At 61.2% G+C, this 20,510-nt stretch carries 17 protein-coding genes; 5 read left to right on the forward strand and 12 right to left on the reverse strand.

The window, feature by feature from the left end:
• The first annotated feature begins 29 nt into the window (after positions 1 to 29).
• A complete protein-coding gene (locus tag D4A92_RS05160) occupies positions 30 to 1,775 on the forward strand; it encodes a glucan ABC transporter ATP-binding protein/ permease (RefSeq protein ID WP_203018538.1) in 1,746 nt (581 codons plus the stop codon).
• A gap of 13 nt (positions 1,776 to 1,788) precedes the next feature.
• Here D4A92_RS05160 and D4A92_RS05165 read toward each other — a convergent pair whose 3' ends face one another.
• The 10 genes from D4A92_RS05165 to D4A92_RS05210 all read right to left on the reverse strand — a co-directional run bounded on the left by D4A92_RS05165 (position 1,789) and on the right by D4A92_RS05210 (position 14,131).
• Positions 1,789 to 3,327 (reverse strand): cryptochrome/photolyase family protein, encoded by a 1,539-nt coding sequence (locus tag D4A92_RS05165; RefSeq protein ID WP_203018539.1) that lies wholly within the window; start codon positions 3,325 to 3,327, stop codon positions 1,789 to 1,791.
• Positions 3,321 to 4,037, reverse strand: coding sequence for an SDR family oxidoreductase (locus tag D4A92_RS05170; RefSeq protein ID WP_203018540.1), 717 nt, complete (start codon positions 4,035 to 4,037; stop codon positions 3,321 to 3,323). Before D4A92_RS05170 ends, D4A92_RS05165 begins: the two co-directional genes overlap by 7 nt.
• Before the next feature lie 68 nt (positions 4,038 to 4,105).
• Positions 4,106 to 4,912: an alkaline phosphatase family protein gene (locus D4A92_RS05175; protein ID WP_203018541.1), complete on the reverse strand. Its 807-nt coding sequence runs from the start codon at positions 4,910 to 4,912 to the stop codon at positions 4,106 to 4,108.
• 42 nt (positions 4,913 to 4,954) lie between these two features.
• On the reverse strand, positions 4,955 to 5,812 hold the full coding sequence (locus D4A92_RS05180; protein ID WP_203018542.1) for an SDR family oxidoreductase: 858 nt from the start codon (positions 5,810 to 5,812) through the stop codon (positions 4,955 to 4,957).
• Between the two features lie 119 nt (positions 5,813 to 5,931).
• Entirely contained in the window at positions 5,932 to 7,863 is a 1,932-nt protein-coding gene (locus D4A92_RS05185; protein ID WP_203018543.1) for a beta-galactosidase, read from the reverse strand.
• Positions 7,863 to 8,954, reverse strand: a complete 1,092-nt coding sequence (locus tag D4A92_RS05190) for an ABC transporter ATP-binding protein (RefSeq protein WP_203018545.1) — start codon at positions 8,952 to 8,954, stop codon at positions 7,863 to 7,865. The genes D4A92_RS05185 and D4A92_RS05190 overlap by 1 nt, the downstream gene beginning before the upstream one ends.
• Positions 8,947 to 11,052 carry an alpha-galactosidase gene (locus D4A92_RS05195; protein WP_203018547.1) on the reverse strand — a complete coding sequence of 702 codons (2,106 nt, stop codon included), beginning with the start codon at positions 11,050 to 11,052 and terminating at the stop codon, positions 8,947 to 8,949. Before D4A92_RS05195 ends, D4A92_RS05190 begins: the two co-directional genes overlap by 8 nt.
• Positions 11,049 to 11,900, reverse strand: coding sequence for a carbohydrate ABC transporter permease (locus D4A92_RS05200; RefSeq protein WP_203018549.1), 852 nt, complete (start codon positions 11,898 to 11,900; stop codon positions 11,049 to 11,051). The genes D4A92_RS05195 and D4A92_RS05200 overlap by 4 nt, the downstream gene beginning before the upstream one ends.
• Complete coding sequence (locus D4A92_RS05205) at positions 11,900 to 12,808, reverse strand: carbohydrate ABC transporter permease (protein ID WP_203018551.1); 909 nt, start codon at positions 12,806 to 12,808, stop codon at positions 11,900 to 11,902. The genes D4A92_RS05200 and D4A92_RS05205 overlap by 1 nt, the downstream gene beginning before the upstream one ends.
• Positions 12,809 to 12,898: 90 nt before the next feature.
• Positions 12,899 to 14,131 carry an ABC transporter substrate-binding protein gene (locus D4A92_RS05210; RefSeq protein ID WP_203018560.1) on the reverse strand — a complete coding sequence of 411 codons (1,233 nt, stop codon included), beginning with the start codon at positions 14,129 to 14,131 and terminating at the stop codon, positions 12,899 to 12,901.
• 293 nt (positions 14,132 to 14,424) lie between these two features.
• Here D4A92_RS05210 and D4A92_RS05215 point away from each other — a divergent pair, with 293 nt between their 5' ends.
• On the forward strand, positions 14,425 to 15,204 hold the full coding sequence (locus D4A92_RS05215) for a helix-turn-helix domain-containing protein (protein WP_246754031.1): 780 nt from the start codon (positions 14,425 to 14,427) through the stop codon (positions 15,202 to 15,204).
• A 12-nt stretch (positions 15,205 to 15,216) separates the two neighbouring features.
• Here the strand turns inward: D4A92_RS05215 and D4A92_RS05220 are convergent, their stop codons facing one another.
• The gene (locus D4A92_RS05220) at positions 15,217 to 16,305 is read right to left on the reverse strand and encodes a mannitol dehydrogenase family protein (RefSeq protein ID WP_203018564.1); all 1,089 of its coding nucleotides are present in this window, start codon (positions 16,303 to 16,305) and stop codon (positions 15,217 to 15,219) included.
• A 3-nt stretch (positions 16,306 to 16,308) separates the two neighbouring features.
• Positions 16,309 to 17,196 carry a GntR family transcriptional regulator gene (locus D4A92_RS05225; protein ID WP_203018566.1) on the reverse strand — a complete coding sequence of 296 codons (888 nt, stop codon included), beginning with the start codon at positions 17,194 to 17,196 and terminating at the stop codon, positions 16,309 to 16,311.
• 250 nt (positions 17,197 to 17,446) lie between these two features.
• Between D4A92_RS05225 and D4A92_RS05230 the strand changes: the two genes are divergently transcribed.
• Genes D4A92_RS05230 through D4A92_RS05240 form a run of 3 tightly spaced genes read left to right on the forward strand, consistent with a single transcriptional unit; the run spans position 17,447 to position 20,457 of the window.
• Positions 17,447 to 18,952, forward strand: coding sequence for a UxaA family hydrolase (locus tag D4A92_RS05230; protein WP_203018568.1), 1,506 nt, complete (start codon positions 17,447 to 17,449; stop codon positions 18,950 to 18,952).
• Between the two features lie 28 nt (positions 18,953 to 18,980).
• Positions 18,981 to 20,000, forward strand: coding sequence for an aldo/keto reductase (locus D4A92_RS05235; protein ID WP_203018570.1), 1,020 nt, complete (start codon positions 18,981 to 18,983; stop codon positions 19,998 to 20,000).
• A gap of 10 nt (positions 20,001 to 20,010) precedes the next feature.
• Positions 20,011 to 20,457: an RbsD/FucU family protein gene (locus D4A92_RS05240; protein WP_076396929.1), complete on the forward strand. Its 447-nt coding sequence runs from the start codon at positions 20,011 to 20,013 to the stop codon at positions 20,455 to 20,457.
• The last annotated feature ends 53 nt before the right edge of the window (positions 20,458 to 20,510 follow it).

Here is a 20,510-nt window from a genome sequence, read left to right on the forward strand (position 1 = left end):
TTCGCGACATCAGACAAAGGTAAACCCAGTTGTCCCTGCTCCAAGTCTATTTCAAAGCCCTGAAATACCTTGCAAGTTACAAGTTGCGAGTTTCCCTCGTCGTCGCCGCGAACGTCGTTCTCGCTGTCATTACGATCCTGGAGCCCATTCTTTTCGGTCGCATCATCGATGCGATCTCGGAAAAGCGCGACGCCACTGGAATCCTGATCGCCTGGGGCTGCTTCGGTGTATTCAACACGGTCGCCTATGTGCTTGTCGCCCGCCAGGCCGATCGACTGGCGCATGGCCGCCGCGCCGATCTGCTGACCGAATCATTCGGCAAGATCATTTCCATGCCGCTCAGCTGGCACCACACGCGCGGCACGTCGAATGCCCTGCATACTTTGTTGCGCGCAGGTGAGACGCTGTTCGGGCTTTGGCTGGAATTCATGCGCACGCATCTGGCGACCGCCGTCGCCCTCGCCCTGTTGATTCCGACGGCCTTCTCGATGGACGTGCGGCTCACATCGATCCTGATCATCCTCGCTGTTCTCTATGTCATCATCGGCAAGACCGTGATGAACAGGACCAAGGAAGGCCAGGCCTCGGTGGAAGGCCATTATCACACGGTCTTCTCCCATGTGAGCGACTCGATCAGCAACGTCTCGGTCCTGCACAGCTACAACCGCATCGAGGCCGAAACCCGGGCGCTCAAGGAATACACGACGAAGCTGCTCTCCGCCCAGTACCCGGTTCTCGACTGGTGGGCGCTGGCGGGCGCCCTGAACCGTATCGCCTCGACACTCTCGATGCTGGTCATACTCGTGATCGGCACGCTTCTGGTCCAGCGAGGCGAATTGAAGGTCGGCGACATCATTGCCTTTACCGGTTTTGCCGGTCTGCTGATTGCCCGCCTCGACCAGATGATCACCTTCATCAACCAGATCTTCGAGGCACGCTCGAAGTTAGAGGACTTCTACAAGCTGGAAGACGCCGTCCAGGAACGGGAAGAGCGCGCCGGAGCCGCCGATCTGAAGCCGGTCAAGGGTGATGTCGAGTTCCGCGATGTATGCTTTGACTTTGCCTCGACCACGCAAGGCGTACGCGACATTTCCTTCCACGTCCGTGCCGGCCAGACGGTCGCGATCGTCGGACCAACGGGCGCCGGGAAAACCACGCTTATCAATCTGTTGCAGCGGGTCTACGATCCGCAGTCGGGCCAAATCCTGATCGACGGCCAGGACATCGCCAAGGTGACCCGCAAGTCGTTGCGCCATGCGATCGCAACCGTCTTTCAGGATGCGGGCCTCCTGAACCGCTCGATCAAGGAGAATATCCGCCTGGGACGCGAAGACGCGACCGAGGAGGAAATCATTCAGGCGGCCGAAGCCGCAGCAGCGACCGACTTCATTGAAAGCCGCATGATCGGCTTCGACACCCATGTCGGCGAGCGCGGCAACCGGCTGTCGGGTGGCGAGCGCCAGCGCATTGCCATCGCCCGCGCAATCCTGAAGAACGCGCCGATCCTCGTCCTCGACGAAGCGACCAGTGCGCTTGACGTGGAGACCGAAGCCCGGGTCAAGCAGGCGATCGATCGGCTCAGAAAGAACCGCACCACCTTCATCATCGCCCACCGCCTCTCAACCATTCGCGAAGCCGACCTGGTCATCTTCCTCGATCACGGTCGGGTCATCGAAAAGGGCAATTACGACGAGCTGAGCGCTCTCGGTGGCCGATTCACCTCACTTCTGCGCACCAGCGGCCTGCTCAAGGAAGAGCCGAGCCCGGCGATCTGAACGGTAACACCGCTCAGATCGTATTGAGCGTCTCAAGCACCTGGGCGGCATGCTTGCGAATGGCGTCCTGCTTGAAAGGATCCATCCGCCGCCAGGTCGCATACATGTTGGAAAGCCGCGGATTGCGCGCCAGCTTCTCCGTATTGCGATCGAGGAAGTCCCAGTAGAGCGCGTTAAACGGACAGGCCTTTGGGCCCGTCGTCAGCTTCGGATCGTAACGACAGCCGCCGCAGAAATTGCTCATCCGGTCGATATATTTGCCGCTCGCCGCATAGGGCTTGCTCGCCATGATCCCGCCGTCGCCATAAAGCGCCATGCCGAGCGTATTCGGCAATTCGACCCATTCGTAGGCATCGGAATAGACGGCAAGATACCATTCGCAGACTTCTGCAGGATTGATCCCGGCCAGCATCGCGAAGTTGCCCGTCACCATCAGCCGCTGGATATGATGCGAATAGGCGTGTTCGATCGTATCGCCGACCGCACCCTTCATGCAGGCCATGTCGGTCTTCGCCGTCCAGTACATCTGCGGCAACGGACGGGTGGCGACAAGATGGTTGAGCGCCGCATATTCGGGCATCTCTGTCCAGTAAATACCGCGGACATATTCGCGCCAGCCGAGGATCTGCCGGATAAAACCCTCGACGGCATTGAGCGGTGCGCGACCCTCGAACCAGGCGGCCTCCGCCCGGCGGATGACGTCGATCGGCATGAGTAGGCCGGCATTGATGTAGGAGGAAACAAGCGAGTGATAGAGATAGGGCTCGCCTTTCACCATCGCGTCCTGATAGTCGCCAAAATTGGGCAAGATCTCGTCGATGAACTGCTGAAGCTCCATCTCCGCCTGATCAGCGGTCACGGCAAAATGGAAACTGTCGAGCGAGCCCATGTGGCCGGCGAAGCGCTCTTCGACCAGAGCCAGCACGGACTTCGTGATCGCATCCTTTCGGTGGCTGATCCGATTTGGCCCCTTCAGCCCCTCTGCCGGTGGCTTGCGGTTCTCGGCATCGAAGTTCCATTTGCCGCCGACGGGCTCCTCGCCTTCCAGCAGCACGCGGTGACGCCGGCGCATGTCGCGATAGAAATACTCCATGCGCAACTGTTTGCGGCCCTTGCGCCATTCCCGGAAGTCTTCGATCGAACAGAGAAAGCGATCATCCTCGCGGATCTCGACCGGCACACCGAGAGCGGCTTCCCAGCCCCACATCTCGTCCGCCAGACGCCACTCCCCGCATTCCGTCACGACGACGGAGGTTGCGCCGATCTCGGCTAGAGCGCGGACAAGCTCGCCTTTCAGGCTCTGCGTGTTTTCGGGATCGTCCAGGGTGACGTAACGGACGGTAAGCCCCTTCTCTCTCAAGTCCTCGGCAAAGTGCCGCATGGCGGAAAAGAGAAAGGCGATCTTCTTCTTGTGATGCTTCACATAAGTCGCCTCGCTCATGACTTCCGCCATGAGCACCAGCGAGTTTTCAGGTTCGACATCGGCGAGCGCTGACAGGGAGTGACTGAGCTGATCCCCGAGAACGAGATGGATACGCGACGCCTTCACCATTCGATCGGCTGGCCGTCATAGGCAAAGAAGCCGCCCGTCTGCGACGGTTCAAGCTGATCCAGCACCGACAGCATCATGGCGACGCTCTCGCCCGGCTGGATCTTGTCATGTGCCTTGGAGAAGCCGCCCGAGAAGCCAGTATCCACCGAACCCGGATGCAGCGCCACCACCACACTCTTCGGTCGCAGACGAGCGATCTCGATCGCCGAGGTGCGGGTGATCTGGTTTAGAGCCGCTTTGGCCGAGCGGTAGGAGATCCAGCCGCCAAGCTTGTTGTCGCCGATCGACCCGACCCGCGCCGAGAGCGTGGCGAAGACGCTCTTGCCCTCGTTGGAAAGGAGCGGTGCGAAATGCTTCAGCGCCAGAGCCGGGCCGATCGCGTTCAGGGCGAACTGCGCCGCCATCACATCGCCCTGGATCGCCTTGATCGTCTTTTCCGGGCCATTGCCATCGATCACGAGCGCGCCGGTGGCGCAGAGGATGAGATCGAATTTCAGGCCCGCTTCCGAAAGCTTCGCGGCCGCAGCACCGACAGACGCATCATCCGTGATGTCGAACCCGTCAACGCTGCGGGAGAGTTCGACCACGCTGCCGCAATTCGGATCGGCCTTGATCGCAGCCGCAAAGGCGCCGCCGATACCTCCACTCGCCCCAAGCACGAGCGCACGGTAGCCGGGATTGAGGGACGTCATTCCGGAAAAGTCGGACATCTGGATCTCCTGCAGGTCTGTGCTACCCATTACGGCAGGCAGCCAGACCGGATCAGGCGCAGATTGTCTCAGAGGCGTTCGATGGCACCGTCGAAATCCGGCATGGCGCCGGGATCGATCTCCATAAGCCGGCAGACAAGCCCCGCAATCTCGGTTTGCTTGATCGGGGCATCGGAACCGAGTCGGAATCCGACCGTGTAAAACGGCACTTCGGTCTCCTGGGGCGTCGGCCCCGCATGATTGCCGTCATCACCCATCCCATGATCGGCGGTGACGATCACCGTGTAGCCGGCCTCGACCCAATCAGGCACATGCCGTGCAAGCAGATCACCCTGCGTCCGGGCCGCGTTGCGATAACCGATGCTGTCGCCACCATGCTTGTGGCCAGCATCATCGACATTCATCGGGTGCAGCAGAAGAAAGTCGGGCGCCATGGACCGGATAAGCCATTCGGCGTCGGCGAAGAGATGGCTGTCGGGATAGGCATCGTCCCAGTAGAAAATGCCATGGGTGATATCGCCGGTCCCATCAACGAGAATCCGGTCGCAGTACCGGTCGAACGGGCAGGAGACATAGAGCTCCGAAACCCAGTGATAGGCGGCGGCTGCCGTCACGCCACCCTGTGCCCTGACTCGCGCGAAGAGATTGTCCCCCATGGAACGGCGCACCACGCCATTGCTGACCACGCCATGGTCCACGGGCTTTCGCCCCGTCAGCAAGGTCTCATAGAGCGGCCGCGACATGGCCGGCAGCTCGCAGGTCAGCTTGCGCACATCGGCGCGCCCCGCAGCCACGAGCCCTTCCATATAGCCGAGACAGGTACGGGCCGCGTCGTAACGCAGCCCGTCGAGAACGATCAGGATCACTTTGTTCATGGCGCGCAACTTGCCACGCCGCGCGCCAAAGGCAAGACCGACTTAGATGATGGGCTTGCCGCCTGTGACGGCGATCGTCGCGCCGGACACATAGCTGGAGAGCGGATCGGCGAGCATGACATAGGCCGTCTGCAATTCGGCCGGTTGCCCGGGGCGCTGCATCGGCACCTGTTTGCCGAAGTTCTTCACCTTGTCCTCCGGCATCGTTGAGGGAATGAGCGGCGTCCAGATCGGACCGGGTGCCACAGCATTGGCCCGGATGCTCTTTTCCGCCAGCATCTGCGCAAGCCCAGCGGTAAAGTTCTGGATCGCGCCCTTGGTGGTCGCATAGGCGAGAAGATGCGGGCTGGGACTGACGGAATTGATCGAGGCCGTGTTGATGATCGAACCGCCGTTTTTCATATGCGGCACGGCCGCCTTGGTCAGATAGAACATGGCGTGGATATTGACGCGGAAGGTCAGCTCCCACTCCTCATCCGGGATTTCGGTGATGTCGTCAAAAGTCGCCTGGTGGGCGGCGTTGTTGACGAGAATGTCGACGCCGCCGAGTTCACGAACCGCTATGTCGACAATCTCTCGGCAATGATCAGCGCTCTGAATGTCGCCTCGGACCAGCACGGCCTTGCGCCCAGCCTTTTCAACCCAGCGCGCGGTGTCCTTGGCGTCCTCGTCTTCCTCGATATAGGAGATCAGCACGTCGGCACCTTCGCGTGCATAGGCGATTGCCACCGCCCGACCGATCCCGCTGTCTCCACCGGTGATGATCGCATTCAGCCCTTCGAGCTTGCCCGAACCCTTATAGCTTTCTTCGCCATGATCGGGCCGCGGATTCATGTCGGCGGTCCGGCCCGGCATCGGAACCTTTTTCTGTGGAAAGGGCGGCGTGGGATAGTCGGCCATGGGTCATCTCCTCGTTGCTGATGTCGAGGGTCAAACCGGTGAGCCATGGATGGGTTCCGGAAAACGGTACCAGCAAATGAACAGGGCCGGCGTGACGCCGGCCCTCGAACATGTCGAAATCAGGCACGCCAGGCGGCGAGCGCCTGCGGTCTCAGGACCCTCTCACCCAGTACGGGAACGGCACCTTCAGGGAGCGTCCAGTCTTCTGTTCCGTAGTTGAAGGCAAAGACCAGATCGCCGCGACGGCGGATACGAATGAAGTCCGGCACCGGCAGCGTGGCAACACCGGCCTTCTTCGTCGCCAGTTCCAACACCTCGGCCAGCAGCCCTGCATCCGCCCAGCAGGCAAGATAGAGCACATTGTCTTTTTCGGTGAGCGCCGGATCACCATTGTCGAAGGTGGCGAGCACCGAAGCCGATGTCTCGACATATTCCCGCCAACGGATCGCATGACCCGACACTTTGCCAGAAACGCGATCCGAGAGCCCGGGGCGCATCGAGGAAACCTGAATGACGCGATTGCCCGTGAGTGCGCCCAGCGGACCCGGCGGCAGGTTTTCCGGAATGCGGAAATTGCGGTCGCGCGAACCCGTGCGCGCACCGATCACTAGGACACCCCCAGCCTTTTCAAGCTCGGCGCGTGCCGCTTCAGTGACTTCCGTCATGCAGGGCACGACAACGAGCGGATAGCCCTCGAGCGAGACGCCCGGACGGACGAAATCGACGTTGAGGCCGAGATGACGCAGGGCCTCGTACCAGCGGAAGCAGAGTTCCTCGTAGCGGAAATCCTTGCCCTGCGGCTGGATCATCGTCGACCAGTAGCTCTGATAGTCGAAGACCAGCGCGACAGGTGCCTGGCTCGTTTCGGGAAGCGCGCCGAGCGCAGCCAGCTCGTCAGAGACCTGCATGGCTTCCTTGCCGCCCGGCGACCACTCGTCGAGGCCGGGAAGGTTCAGGCCCGCATGCATCTGTTCCTGCGCGAAGGGCGCCTGACGCCAACGGAAGTAACTGACGACATCAGCCCCATGCGCGAGCGCCTCCCACGTCCACAGCCGCACCATGCCCGGCTTCGGCACGGGGTTCCACGGCGCCCAGTTCACCGGACCCGGCTGCTGCTCCATCACCCAGAAGCGACCCTTGCCGACGGCGCGGTAGAGATCGTGGTGATAAGGCGCGATATCGGGATGCGAGGTCTCGGCCCAGCGATTGCGCTCTTCTTCGGTGAAGGGGAACTTCTCGACGAAGCCAATCGGATAACTGTCCCAGGAGGCGAGATCGAGATTGTCGCCGACCTTGAAGTGGTCGAAATCAGAGACGAAGCCCATGAAGTTATGGGTGATCCAGCGACCGGACGAATGCTTGCGGATGATCTCGCACTGCATCTTGTCGTAAGCCGCGACCTGGTCGGAATGGAAACGCCAGAAGTCGAGGCGCGTCGCCGGGTTCGGCTCGGTCACAGTGAGGTTCGGCAGAGCGACGTCGTCGAAGCTTGTGAGCTCCATCGACCAGAAGACCGAACCCCAGGCCTCGTTGAGCTGATCGGTCGACTGGTAGCGCAGGCGAAGCCAGCGCTTGAAGCTCTTCAGATCTTCAGGACCCCAGGAAACCGTCGTATCGTGACAGCCATACTCATTGTCCGTCTGCCAGCCGACGATACCGGGGTGCTCGCCATAGCGCTTGGCGACGATCTCGACGATGCGCGCGCTCTCCTTCCACCAGGTCTCCGATGAAAAGGTATAGTGACGACGCGAGCCGAAGCCGCGCGGGCGGCCCTGTTCGTCATAGGGAATGATATCGGGGCATTCGTCCACGAGCCACTTGGGCGGAGTCGCGGTCGGCGTGCCGAGCACGACCTTAAGTCCCGCTTCATGCAACACGTCGATTGCCCGGTCGAGCCAATCGAAGGTGAAATTGCCGCGCGAGGGCTCCAGACGAGACCAGGCGAATTCACCGATGCGCACGAAGGAAATGCCGAGTTCGCGCATCCGGCGCGCGTCGGTTCGCCACCGGCTTTCGTCCCAGTGTTCCGGATAGTAGCAGACGCCCAGCATTATCGTGTCAGATCCCCATTGATGACGGCCTTGCCGTCCTTGTCGAACAGATGGCAGGCCTTGGCATTGATGCCGAGGCGCAGCGTCTGGCCGGGCTTTTCGCTGGCCAGACCATCGGCCTTCACCGCAAGCTCCGAGCCGTCGGCAAGCGTGACGAAGAACAGCGTCTCCGAACCGAGATATTCGGCGAGCTTGACGGTCGCGTCGATGACGACATCGCCCTTGCCGGTTGCGTCGATATGCTCGGGACGCAGGCCGAAGGTCAGCTCCCCAGCCGGCACGCCCGCCCCATGCGTCGGGATCGAGATCTCCGCCCCGGGCAGACGCACCACGGCAACACCGTCGGCAGCCGAAGCCTGAACCTTCAGGAAATTCATCTTCGGCGAGCCGATGAAGCCGGCAACGAAGAGATTGTTCGGGCGGTGGTAGAGTTCGAGCGGCGAGCCGACCTGCTCGATCTTGCCGGCAGACAGGACGACGATCTTGTCGGCCATCGTCATGGCCTCGACCTGGTCGTGAGTCACGTAGATCATCGTTGCCTTCAGATCCTGGTGCAGCTTGGAAAGCTCCGTGCGCATCTGGACGCGCAGTGCTGCATCGAGGTTCGACAGCGGTTCGTCGAACAGGAAGACTTCCGGATTGCGGACGATGGCGCGGCCGATGGCCACGCGCTGGCGCTGGCCGCCCGAAAGCTGGCCGGGCTTGCGCTGCAAAAGCGGCTCAAGCTGTAGCATCTTGGCGGCAACGGCGGTGCGCTCGGCGATCAGGGCCTTGGAATGGCCGGTCATCTTCAGGCCGAAACCGATGTTTTCCTCGACGGTCATGTGCGGATAAAGCGCATAGGACTGGAAGACCATGGCAACGCCACGCTCGGACGGGCCGATGCTGGTCATGTCCTGGCCACCGATCGCAAGCGAACCGGAGGTGATCTCCTCGAGGCCCGCAATCATGCGCAAAAGCGTGGACTTGCCGCAGCCGGAAGGGCCGACGAAGACGCAGAACTCGCCGTCCTTGACGTCGAGATCCACACCCTTGATGACGCTGAGTGCGCCGAACTGTTTCTTGACGTCACGCAGGCTCACGTCAGCCATGGGTCTTGCCTCCCTTGATCGATTCGAGTTCGAGGAGAAGTGCACTTTCGGGCATCAGCATCGGCAGCGGCAGTCCGGCAAGACCGGCACTGGAAAGCGCGAAACTGACACCGCCGGAAAGCAGCGCTTTCTGGCCCTCGGAGATACGGATGAATTGCGGTTCTGCCGGCAGCACGGTCTTGATCCGCCACTGGCCACCGAACTGGGTGATCTCATCGGGCAGGCGCAGAGGTGCTGGCTGTTCGCCCACCATCTGCGGCCCCTGAGCGACGATCACCACGATTTTCTCGGCCGAAGCCGCACCCCAGACATAGCGACCGTCCAGCGGCTCCATGCGGAAACTGGCGCCCGGCGCATGGAAGAGGTCACGCAGTCGCTTGTAGGTCTCGATATAGACCTTCAGCTCGGCGCGCTCCTCCTCCGCCAGTTCCAGCGGATTGAGCTCGACACCGAGATGATAGGCAAGCGCCACCAGCGCCCGGAAGGCGAGTGTATGCCGACGGCCCGTCTGGTGGTTCGGTGAGGCCGAGATATGGCTGCCGAGAATTTCCGGCGGCACGAAGACCGAAGCGCCGCGCTGGATTTCCAGCCGCTCCAGCGCATCCGTGCAATCGGACGTCCAGACGCGATGGGTGCGCTTCAACGCACCATAATCGATACGCCCGCCCCCGGAGGCGCAGCTTTCGATTTCGACATTGGGATGAGCGGCACGAACGCGGTCCATCAGCGCATAGACGGCACGGGTCTGGGCAGCAGTCTTCGCTTTGCCGTCGCGACCCGCGGCATGCGTCAGATCGCGGTTCATGTCCCACTTGATGTAGGAAACGGCGTGGTTGGAGAGCACCGCATCGATCTTGCTGAAGAGATAGTCGGAGACTTCGGGGCGGGTCAGATCCAGCACCAGCTGGGTGCGCGATTCGAGGATCGGACGACCCTCGACCGTCAGCGCCCAGTCGGGATGCGCCTTGTACAGTTCGGAAACCGGGTTCACCATCTCAGGCTCGAACCAAATGCCGAACTGCATACCAAGGCCTGTGACATGGTCCACCAGCGGCTTCAAGCCGTCGGGATATTTGCGGGCATCGATATCCCAGTCGCCAAGGCTCGTTGTGTCGTTGTCGCGCTTGCCGAACCAGCCGTCGTCGAGCACGAAGCGCTCGATGCCGAGTTCGGCAGCCGCTGTCGCCTGGGCTTTGAGCGAGTCCATCTGGTGATCGAAGTAATTGCCTTCCCAGGTGTTGAGCGTCACCGGGCGCGGGCTCATTTGGCCGCCCGGCCAAGTGGTCAGTTCTTCGCGCACGAAGGCATGGAAGTCTTCCGTATCGGCGCCTGCATAGGCAAGCGGGCTTTCATAGCTTTCGCCCGGAGCGAGGGTCATCTCACCCGGCTCGAACAGCTCACCGAGATGTACGAGGCGCCGTCCGTCATCGGTGCGGTCGATGACCATCTGGTGGTTGCCGCTGAAGCCAAGCGTGACGCCGAAGATCTGGGTCTCGCTTTCGATGAACAGCATCGGAAAGCGATCATGGGACGTACGCCCACGACGATTTTCCTGGATCCAGGTGCCATTGCCGAGCAGCTCGCGCCGCGTCTGGAACTCACGCCCCCAGATGCCGGTAAAGCTCATCACCTGCAGGTCACCTGCCGGTGCAAGGAAGGTGCCGGCCATGCAGCGATCGAGCTGATAGTCCGTGTCGCCGCGATTGGTCAGCTTCGTCGCCATCGAAATGAGGCCGGAGGTATGCGCCGTCAGCGTGATGGCAAGCGATAGATTCGCGACGGCATCGATACCGGTCAGCACCGTGCGATTGCCATCTCGGCTAACAGTCCAGCCGCCGAACTGTGCGACGAAGTCACGCCCCCCACGATGACCTGCAATCGCCGGCCAGCCGAAGAAGCCCATGCCGCCTGTCGGCAGGAGAACGGACGAGGGTACCGCCACGTCCATGCCGTTGACGCGGCTTGACCGTTCGATCGCGAACAAGGAATCGGGTTCGACAGGCTCCGCCCCGAAGGACAGGATCTCCGGCATGCCGAGGTCCGGCAGGCGCAAGCTCAGCGACAGCTGGCCCGAATCGATGATGATTATTTCACTCATCCCTTGGTCGCTCCGAGTGTGAGGCCAGCGATGAAGTGGCGCTGCATCAGGAAGAACATGGCGACCGGCGGCAAGGCCGCGACGATCGAGCCGGCGGAGACGAGATGCCAGGCGGCCACCCACTGGCCGTTCAGCGAATAGAGCCCGGCGGTAACCGGCATGGCATGCTGACCCTGCACGAGAACCGTCGCCCAGAAGTAGTCGTTCCAGACGAAGGTGAAGATCAGCACGGACAGCGCTGCAATCGCCGGGCGCATCAGCGGCAGCACGATATAGCGGAAGATCCGCCATTCCGAGACGCCCTCGACGCGGGCCGATTCGATCAGCGCAAAGGGCAGGCCCTTGATGAAATTGCGCATGAACAGCGTGCAGAAGCCGGTCTGGAAGGCGACATGGAAGAGCACGAGGCCCATCGTCGTGTCGTAGAGACCGGCACGCAGCGTCATGTCACGCACCGGCACCATCAGGATCTGGAACGGGATGAAGTTGCCAGCGACGAACATGAAGAACAGGACGAGATTGCCCTTGAACTTGTAGACCGCAAGCGCAAAGCCGGTGAGGCAGGAGAGTGCTACGGCGCCGATCACCGTCGGGATCGTCACCTTGAACGAGTTCAGTATGTAATAGCCGATCGGCGAGTTGTTGAAGACGGCCGAATAGTTCGCGAAGCCGGCAAAGCCGGAGGGGATGCCGAAATAGTTCCCGGCGGCCAAGTCACCCGCGGGGCGCACTGACGTGATGGCAACGCCGATCAGCGGCAGGAGCCAGAGGAAAAGCGCCACCGGCAGCAGGATCTTGTAGGCCGTCTGCGCAAAGGGCGAGGCCTTCTGGATCGGAGTGGGGAACATCAGGCGTTCCTTTCCTGGGCGAGCATGCGGACGATGAAGAGCGAGATGAAGACCATCATGATGAGGAACAGCACGACCGCGATCGAAGCGCCGTAACCCATGCGGAAGCCGTATTCGGAGAGTGCCTGCTCATACATGAAGTAGGAGAGCACCTGGCTCGACCCGTAGGGTCCGCCGGCCGTCATGATGGAGACAAGGTCGAAGGAACGCAGCGAGCCGATGACGGTCACGACCATGGCAATGAAGGTGGCCGGAGCCAGCTGCGGCAGGATCACGTACCAGAGCAGCTTCAGACCCTTGGCGCCGTCCATGCGCGCGGCTTCCACCTGTTCCGGATTGATGTTGTTGAGACCGGTCAGATAAAGGATCATGCAATAGGCCGTCTGCGGCCAAAGGCCTGCGACGATGATGCCGTAGGTGACGTAGCGCTCATCGGCGAGCACAGCGATCTGGCTGCCAAACAGCACTTCCGTGAGCTTCGCGAACAGGCCGAAATCCGGCGCGTAAAACCACGTGAACATCAGACCGACGACGACCTGGCTGATCACGAAGGGAAAGAAGAACAGCGACTTGTAGAGCCGGATGCCGGTGACCGTCTGGTTGAGGAAGAGCGCAACGGCCAAGCCCGCCGGGATCGACAGGAGATAGAGCACCAGCCAAATCACGTTGTTGTAGAGCGACGTGTAAAAGGAATCATCATCCATGAGCTCGGCATAGTTGCCGAAGCCAATCCAGGTCATGGCGCCGAGACCGTCCCAGTCGTGAAAGCTGATCCAGATCGACTCGAAGATCGGGACGAGCACGTAGATCAGGAACATCAGCATGCCGGGCGCCAGGAACAGGAACGGCGCGTATTTTTGCTGGTTTCGCTTCCAGAAGCCGGACGACGAAGGAACGGTGTTGCTCATGGCGGCACCTCTGAAGGTCAAGGGAAACGGCAACCGGATGCCATGGGCCCCAGGGAGACCCACAGCACCCGGCGCAGGGAGCTCTATGGCTTACTTGTGAACGCGGGCCCGAACCTTTTCGAGACGCTCCAGGATGGCGTCCAGACGCTCAGGCTTGACCATGAACTCCTGGAAGCCTTCCATGCCGGCCTTTGCCATTTCGGCATTGGCATCGCGGTCATAGAACTGTGCGAGCGCGTAAGCATTCGACAGCATCTCGAAACCGGCATTGAGGAACGGGTCCGCCGGCTTCTCGGCCTGGTTGTTCACCGGCAGCTGGCCGAGCGTCGCGTTCATCTTGGTCTGCGCTTCCGGCGAAGCGAGGTAGGCGAGGAACTTCTTCGCGTCTTCCTTGTTCTTCGCGCCCGACGGGATGTGGAACGTGTCGGTCGGGGCCTCTTCCGACATCGGAATGCCAGCCGTGATTTCCGGGAACTGCATGAAGCCGATCTGGTCTTCCGTCAGGCCGCCATCCTTCATCGTGGCAACCGCGAAGTTGCCCATCAGATACATCGCAGCCTTGCCCTGAACCATTTGCGGAATGGCATCCTGCCAGTCGATCGCGGCATGGTTTTCGTTGAAGTAGCCGGCATTGACCAGCTCGCCCCACTTCTCGAACACGGCCTTCACGCGCGGATCGGTGTAGGGGACTTTGCCCGAGGTCAGTTCCATGTGGAACTCGTAGCCGTTGACGCGCAGGTTGAGATAGTCGAACCAGCCGCCGGTCGGCCAGAGCGCCTTGGTGCCAATGGTGATCGGTGTGATGCCGGCCGTCTTCAGCTTTTCGCAGGCGGCCAGGAATTCGGCCCAGTTCTTCGGCGGCTCGATGCCCTGTTCGGCGAAGATGTCCTTACGGTAGTAGATGCCCCACTGGTAATAGGTGTAGGGCACGCCCCACTTCTTGCCATCGATGGTCATCGAAGCGGAAGCGGACTTCAGCTGCTCGTTCAGGCCATTGGCTTCCCAGACGTCGGAAACGTCTTCGAACAGGCCGGCCTTGACGAAGGGCTCCATGCGGTTGCCAGCATACCATGCGGCAACATCGGGCGCGTCAGCGGTCAAGAAATTGCGGATGGCGGACTTGTAGCCTTCGTGGTCGAAGTTGTTCCACTTGACCGTGATGTCTGGGTTAGCCTTCTGGAAATCGGCGATCAGCTCTTCCATCGCCTTTTTCGGCGCCGGATCAGAGTGGTCGGAATTGAGAATGATCTCACCGGCAAAAGCGGTGGACGACAGAAGGGCAGCACCCAGAGCGAATGCGCTCAGGCTTTTGAAAAGGGTCATGTTTTCCTCCCTATGACCGTTATGCATGGCATTGCGGAGCTCTGGCCCCGGATCCCACCGGAGCGGACTTCCCAGCTCTGCTTGATCATCGGGCTCAAACCCGTAATAATCTACCGAGTTTTCATCGAACTTTTCCGGGATCCTAAGATTTGGAACATGTGAAGCCGCTTCTAGAGGACGAATCAGTTCCGGTTCATCCGGATCACGACCCACGGCACCCGCTGGTCATCTTCGGCGACCACCGGTTTTGTGCTGGCGAAAATCTGACGGTCCAGCGGATGGCAGGCCCGCACATGCACAGCCAGATCGAACTCAACTTCGTTCTATCGGGCCATATGACCTACTGGTTCGATGGCCGTGAATTGACGGTGGACGAGGGACGCCTTTGCCTGTTCTGGGGCATGATCCCGCATCAGGTGATCGACAGACAGGAGGGCACCCGCTTCGTCTGCCTTTACGTGCCGATGTCGGTCTTCCTTGGCCTGGCCAATCTGAGCCGGTTCCGAGATGCCGTCTTTCGCGGCGCGATGATCGAAGCGCTTGAGATCCGGTCCTGGGACCGTGATATCTTTCAGCGCTGGCGCGAGGAACTTCTGGCCGGCGACGAGAACCTGACCGAGATTGTGCGCAACGAACTGACGGCACGCGTCCTCAGGATCGAACGGGACGGCTGGCGCGATCTGCGCGAAGAAGGCTCGGCGATCGCGAGCTTCAGCGCCAACGACAGCGAACGCGTCGAACACATTGAACGCATGCTGCGCTTCATTGCCGAACATGCGCTCGAAAACATCTCCGCAGATGACGTGGGCAATGCGGTGGGCCTTCACCCGAACTACGCCATGTCGATCTTCAAGCGCGCCGTGGGCCACACGATCAACCAGGCGATCGTGCGCCATCGCCTCGACACTGCCCAGTCCCTGCTGATCTCGACCGATCTGTCGATCACCGATGTCGCCTTCGAAAGCGGCTTCGGATCGGTCTCTCGCTTCTACGAGGCCTTCAGCCAGCGTTTTGTCGAAAAGCCGACCGCCTTCCGTCGACGCATGCGCTCGAAAGGCGCGCCGCCGGCCTGAGCAGCTATGCCGTTATCGAGCGGCAATCGCCGAAAGCTTCGGCATGGCGACGTAAGGGCACCAGTCCTTGAAACCGATGATGCGGCGGACGATCTTTTCTGCGTGGTTGCCGGCGATATCGCACAATCTGTGGTCCAGATAGGGATTGAGAAAACGCTCGAGCGTGGTCGCGACATAGGCCTCGGCCTCCGCGCCCAGACCATGCAAGCGGAAACCGGGCACGACTTCCTCGCGGTAAATCTCCTCCAGTTCAGCACGGATCGCGGGATCGGCCAGGATATCCTTGACGCATTCCGTCTGCGGCCGGCCTTGCCCCTGCCAGCTATCGGCAAGCACGGTATGGCCGAGATTGAGAATATGCAGCTTCAGCCTCTCATACAGCGTCAGTTCGTCGACGAGCTTGATGCAAGGATGCTCGCAGGGAAGGGTCAGTCCAGGCTGGCGCTCGATCGCCCAGATCGCATAGGGCTCCGCAATCGCACCCGCAGGCTCGATCGGCTCGGAGACGATGCGGTCAACCAGCGTGTTTCCCCAGATGACACGGTCCGTCAGCCAGGAAACGAACAGCGCGTCGGGAATATGCCTGCTTGCGAGATCAACGATCAGTCGCCGAAGAACCTCGCCGTTTCGCGAGATCAGCTCACAGGGCAAGATGGTCACCGGCATCCCGCCGCTGCGGAAACGCGCATGCAGCAATGCCAGGAGCTTCATCGGAAAAGAACGCGGAACACCGTCGACCGTGTCCCCGTCAACCAGCGCATAACCCTTGTCTCCGGTATTGCTGAGAATGACACGCGCCTCTTCGACGAAGATCCGGGTGACCTCCTCCCAATTGGCCGCGGTGGACAGCGACCGACTGACCGATCGCACGCGCAACTCCCGCTCCACGGGCTTTCCGTCTTCCAGCCCCCTGATGATGACCGGAAACCCTTCGGGCGCCGACAAGGCCCCGATCCGCCCGGCCCGGGAGGCATCGCCGCTCGTCTGCACGACGGTGATCGGTCCCAGCGCCCTTCCCGTCTTCATCGCTTCGCTGACAAAGAGATCGGCATGCGCCTGGAGAAATCGGCTCGTGCCGAATTGCAGGATCGGCGTCGTCATGGCTCAGGCGGGCTCCTGGATGGATTGCAGCAATGTTTCGCGCGCCGATTTCAGGTGCTGCCGGCAGGCCTTCTCGATCGCCGCCGCATCGCGAGAAAAAAGCGCGCCGATATAGTCGAGGTGCTCTTCCAGCGCTCGCTGGTTGCGCGCCCGCGCATTCGTCTTGTTCCACTGGTAGTGATAGTGGAAGACGATCGCGATAATGTCGTAGAAATCGATGATGAAGCGGTTGCTCGATGCCTTCTGGACGAGCAGGTGGAACCGCTCGTCGAGCTCCGAAAACTCCGTGTAGCGATTGTCGATATCGGCCAACAACGCATGATGCTGTGCCTCGACGGCCTTTAGCTCGGCCCAGGCCGGATGATCCGCCGCCAGATGGACGAAAGCGGCCGCAGAGCGCAGTTCGAACATCTCGCGGACTTCGGTGAGTTCGAGCGCAAACTCACGGGTGAAGCCCTTCAGCACCCAATGGCTGTTCGGCCGTTTCTCGATCAGTCCGAAGCGACTGAAGCGAATGAGGAATTCCCGCACGCTGGTCGTTCCAATGCCGATTTCACGAGCGAGCTCCAGCTCGTTGATCTGCATGCCCGGCTGCGCACCGCCGGCCAGGATCCGGCGCATGAAGCTACGCTCGATGATTTCCGACAGAGAGTTGGTTTCTTCGTCCGGGAAATAGTCGCCCTGCCCCGGCCGACGCAGCACCGTCTTGGATCGCTTGTCCCAGGCAACCAGCCCGACTTCGCCGAGCCGCGTCAGAACGGCCCGCACTGTGGTCCGGCTAACGCTGAGCAGCCCGCAAAGCTCCGGCTCCGAGGGAAGTGTGTCCGTTTCCTCGATCAGCTTCAGCGTGCGGTTGTAGGCGTCCTTGAAGACGGTGTTCTGCTTGGCCATGGCTCTGCCTAGGTTGAAATGATGCACACGTGACGATCTTTTGCCTCATGGCGCAAGACGTGGCTTCGCGCAACGGAAACCACCGATTGCGGTGGCCCTGCCTCCGCGTGGTCTTGGTCTAAACCTCCCGCTCCCGATCAAAGCAAATTGTTCTTTATCGATATCATACCCATTGACGACCAACTGTCTATTGCCGATAAAAGACAAAACACAGGATCCGGTACTGCCGGACGCATGGGAGAAACATCGGGTGTCAAAACCAGCCTGCATCCTGCTGTCGCAGGACGATAATGTTGCCGTGACCACTGTTGCGATCGAAGCCGGGCATGTCCTGCCGGGCGGCGCGCCGGCAGCGGCGAAGATTGATCCTGGCCACAAGGTGGCGGTTCGAGCCATCCACAAGGGCGAGCCGGTCGTCAAATATGCCCAGGCGATCGGTCGCGCCACGACGGACATTGCAGCCGGCGACCACGTCCATTCCCACAATCTCGCCTTCGATGAAGATCGCCTCTCGGTGAGCGGCCTTGCCCAGCCCGAAACGGCGACGGCTGCCGACAAGGGCCGCACCTTCATGGGCTATCGACGTGCCGACGGACGCGCTGCAACCCGCAACTACATCGGTATCATCGCCAGCGTGAACTGTTCCACCACCGTCTGTCGGGCGATCGCGGATGCCGCGAACCGCACCATCCTGCCGCATTACGAGGGCATCGACGGCTTCGTGCCGATCGTCCACGACCAGGGCTGCGGCATGAGCTCAACCGGCGACGGCATGCGCACGCTGCACAGAACGATAGCCGGCTACACAAGACATGTGAATTTCGGCGGCGTACTGATGGTCGGCCTAGGCTGCGAAGTGAACCAACTGACGCTTTACGGCCAAAGCGGAGCAGGTGCTTCGAAACGTCACTTCAACATCCAGGATGCAGGCGGATCCCGCCGCGCGGTGGAGAACGCGCTTTCGATCCTCAAAGAGATCGCAGCCGAAGTCGGCACCATGCGCCGCGAGCCGATCTCCGTCAGCGAAATCATCGTTGGCCTACAATGCGGTGGCTCCGATGGCCTGTCCGGCATCACCGCCAATCCGGCGCTCGGCGTTGCCGTCGATATTCTGGCAGGAGCCGGCGGCACAGCGATCCTCTCCGAGACCTCGGAAATCTATGGCGCCGAACACCTCCTGCGCAGCCGCGCCGTCAACGAGGACGTCGCTATCAAGCTCGACGGCCTGATCTCCTGGTGGGAGGCCTATGTCGCCCAGCATGGCGCATCCCTCGACAACAATCCCTCGCCCGGCAACAAGAAAGGTGGCCTGACCACCATTCTCGAGAAATCCCTCGGCGCCGTGGCCAAGGGCGGACGCTCGCCGCTGACCGCCGTCTACAATTACGCGGAACGCGTCACCGAACACGGCCTCGTCTTCATGGACACACCCGGCTACGACCCGGTTTCGGCGACCGGCCAGGTGGCAGGCGGCGCAAATGTGATTGCCTTCACCACCGGCCGTGGCTCCTGCTTCGGCTCGCGCCCCGTGCCGTCGATCAAGCTGACGAGCAACACAGCACTCTACAAGTCGATGGAAGAGGACATGGACATCGACTGCGGCGTCATCGCCACGGGTGACGCCAGCGTCTCGGGCCTCGGCCGCGACATCTTCGACCTGATCATCGAGACCGCCTCCGGCCAGAAGACCAAGAGCGAACTCTTCGGTTACGGCGACAACGAATTCGTGCCGTGGCACCTCGGCGCCACGCTCTGACGTCGACAACAGGACACTGGATACCAGCATGAAGACGAGACGCATCGGAAAGACCGCCCTCGAAGTGACCGAATACTCATTCGGCACGGCCCCACTCGGCGGCCTCTATCGCCCCTGCCCCCGCGATGTCGGCATCGCTACCCTGCAGGCCGCCTGGGATCACGGCATCCGCTATTTCGATACGGCGCCCCATTACGGCTTTGGCCAGGCCGAGCGTTATGTCGGCGACTTCCTGCGCGACAAGCCGGAGGACAGCTATGTGCTCTCGACCAAGGTTGGCCGTCTGCTGGCGCCCGTGCCGAAGGACCAGATCCCGAATGTCGGCTTTGTCGATCCGCTGCCCTTCAAGCTGGTTTACGACTACAGCTATGACGGCATCATGCGCTCGGTCGATTTCAGCTACGCCCGCCTCGGTCTCAATCGCATCGACATCCTCTATGTCCACGATATCGGCGTCTATACCCATGGCCGCGAGGTCAACGATCGCTATGTGAAGCAGTTGCGCGACGGCGGCTACAAGGCGCTCGACCAGCTGAAATCCTCTGGCGCGATCAAGGCCTTCGGCCTCGGCGTCAATGAAGTCCCCGCCTGCCTGGAGATGATGGCTGACATCAATATCGACGTCATCCTGATGGCCGGCCGCTATTCGCTGCTCGACCGCTCTGCCGTCGAGGAACTGCTACCGCTCTGCGAAAAGCGCGGCACCTCGATCACCGCCGGCGGCGTGTTCAATTCCGGTATCCTGGCGACAGGTGCCGTTCCAGGCGCGCATTTCGACTATACCCCCGCGACCGACGAGGTGCTCGCCAAGGTGCGCGCCATGGAAGACCTGGCGAAACAAGCCGGCAAGCCTCTCGCCCAGTTTGCAATGCAGTTCCCGCTGCACCATCCGGCCGTCGCCTCCGTCATCATCGGCACGGCAAAGCCGGAAAGCCTCGATCGCAACATGGCGCTGACATCAGAAGAACTGCCTGCCTCCGCCTTCGCGCCGTTCGACGCTCACACACTGGTCGCCCCGCCGCTCGGCGACGCGCCAGTGCGGGAATAGGGGGCGTATCATGCTGAAGGGCATCCACCCCCTGCTCGGACCCGATCTGCTGCATGCCATCGCCACCATGGGCCATGGCGACGAGATCGTCATCGCCGATGGCAACTTCCCTGCCTCCACCATGGGACCGCCGGTGATCCGGGCAGATGGCGTCGGTGCCGTCGAGATTCTGGAAGCGATCCTCGCCCACATGCCGCTCGACCAGTTCGTCGAGGATGCGGCCTGGCGCATGCAGGTGGTCGGTGACCCGCATGCGGTCCCGGAGATCTGCGCCGAATTCCAGTCGGTGATCACGAAACTGGCCGGCGACGTCCAGCTGGAAAGCCTTGAACGCTTCGCCTTTTATGAGCGTGCACAGACAGCGGCCTACATCGTAGCCACCACGGAATTACGGATCTACGGCAACGTCATCCTGAAGAAGGGTGTCGTCTATCCGGAAGAGGTTCACCGCGTCTGAGAAGGCTCGGAATGCCCTGGAAATGAGGGCGAAAGAGGTTTGGAGGAGACCGC

The sequence above is a fragment of the Rhizobium rosettiformans genome (assembly GCF_016806065.1).
GTDB lineage: Bacteria > Pseudomonadota > Alphaproteobacteria > Rhizobiales > Rhizobiaceae > Allorhizobium.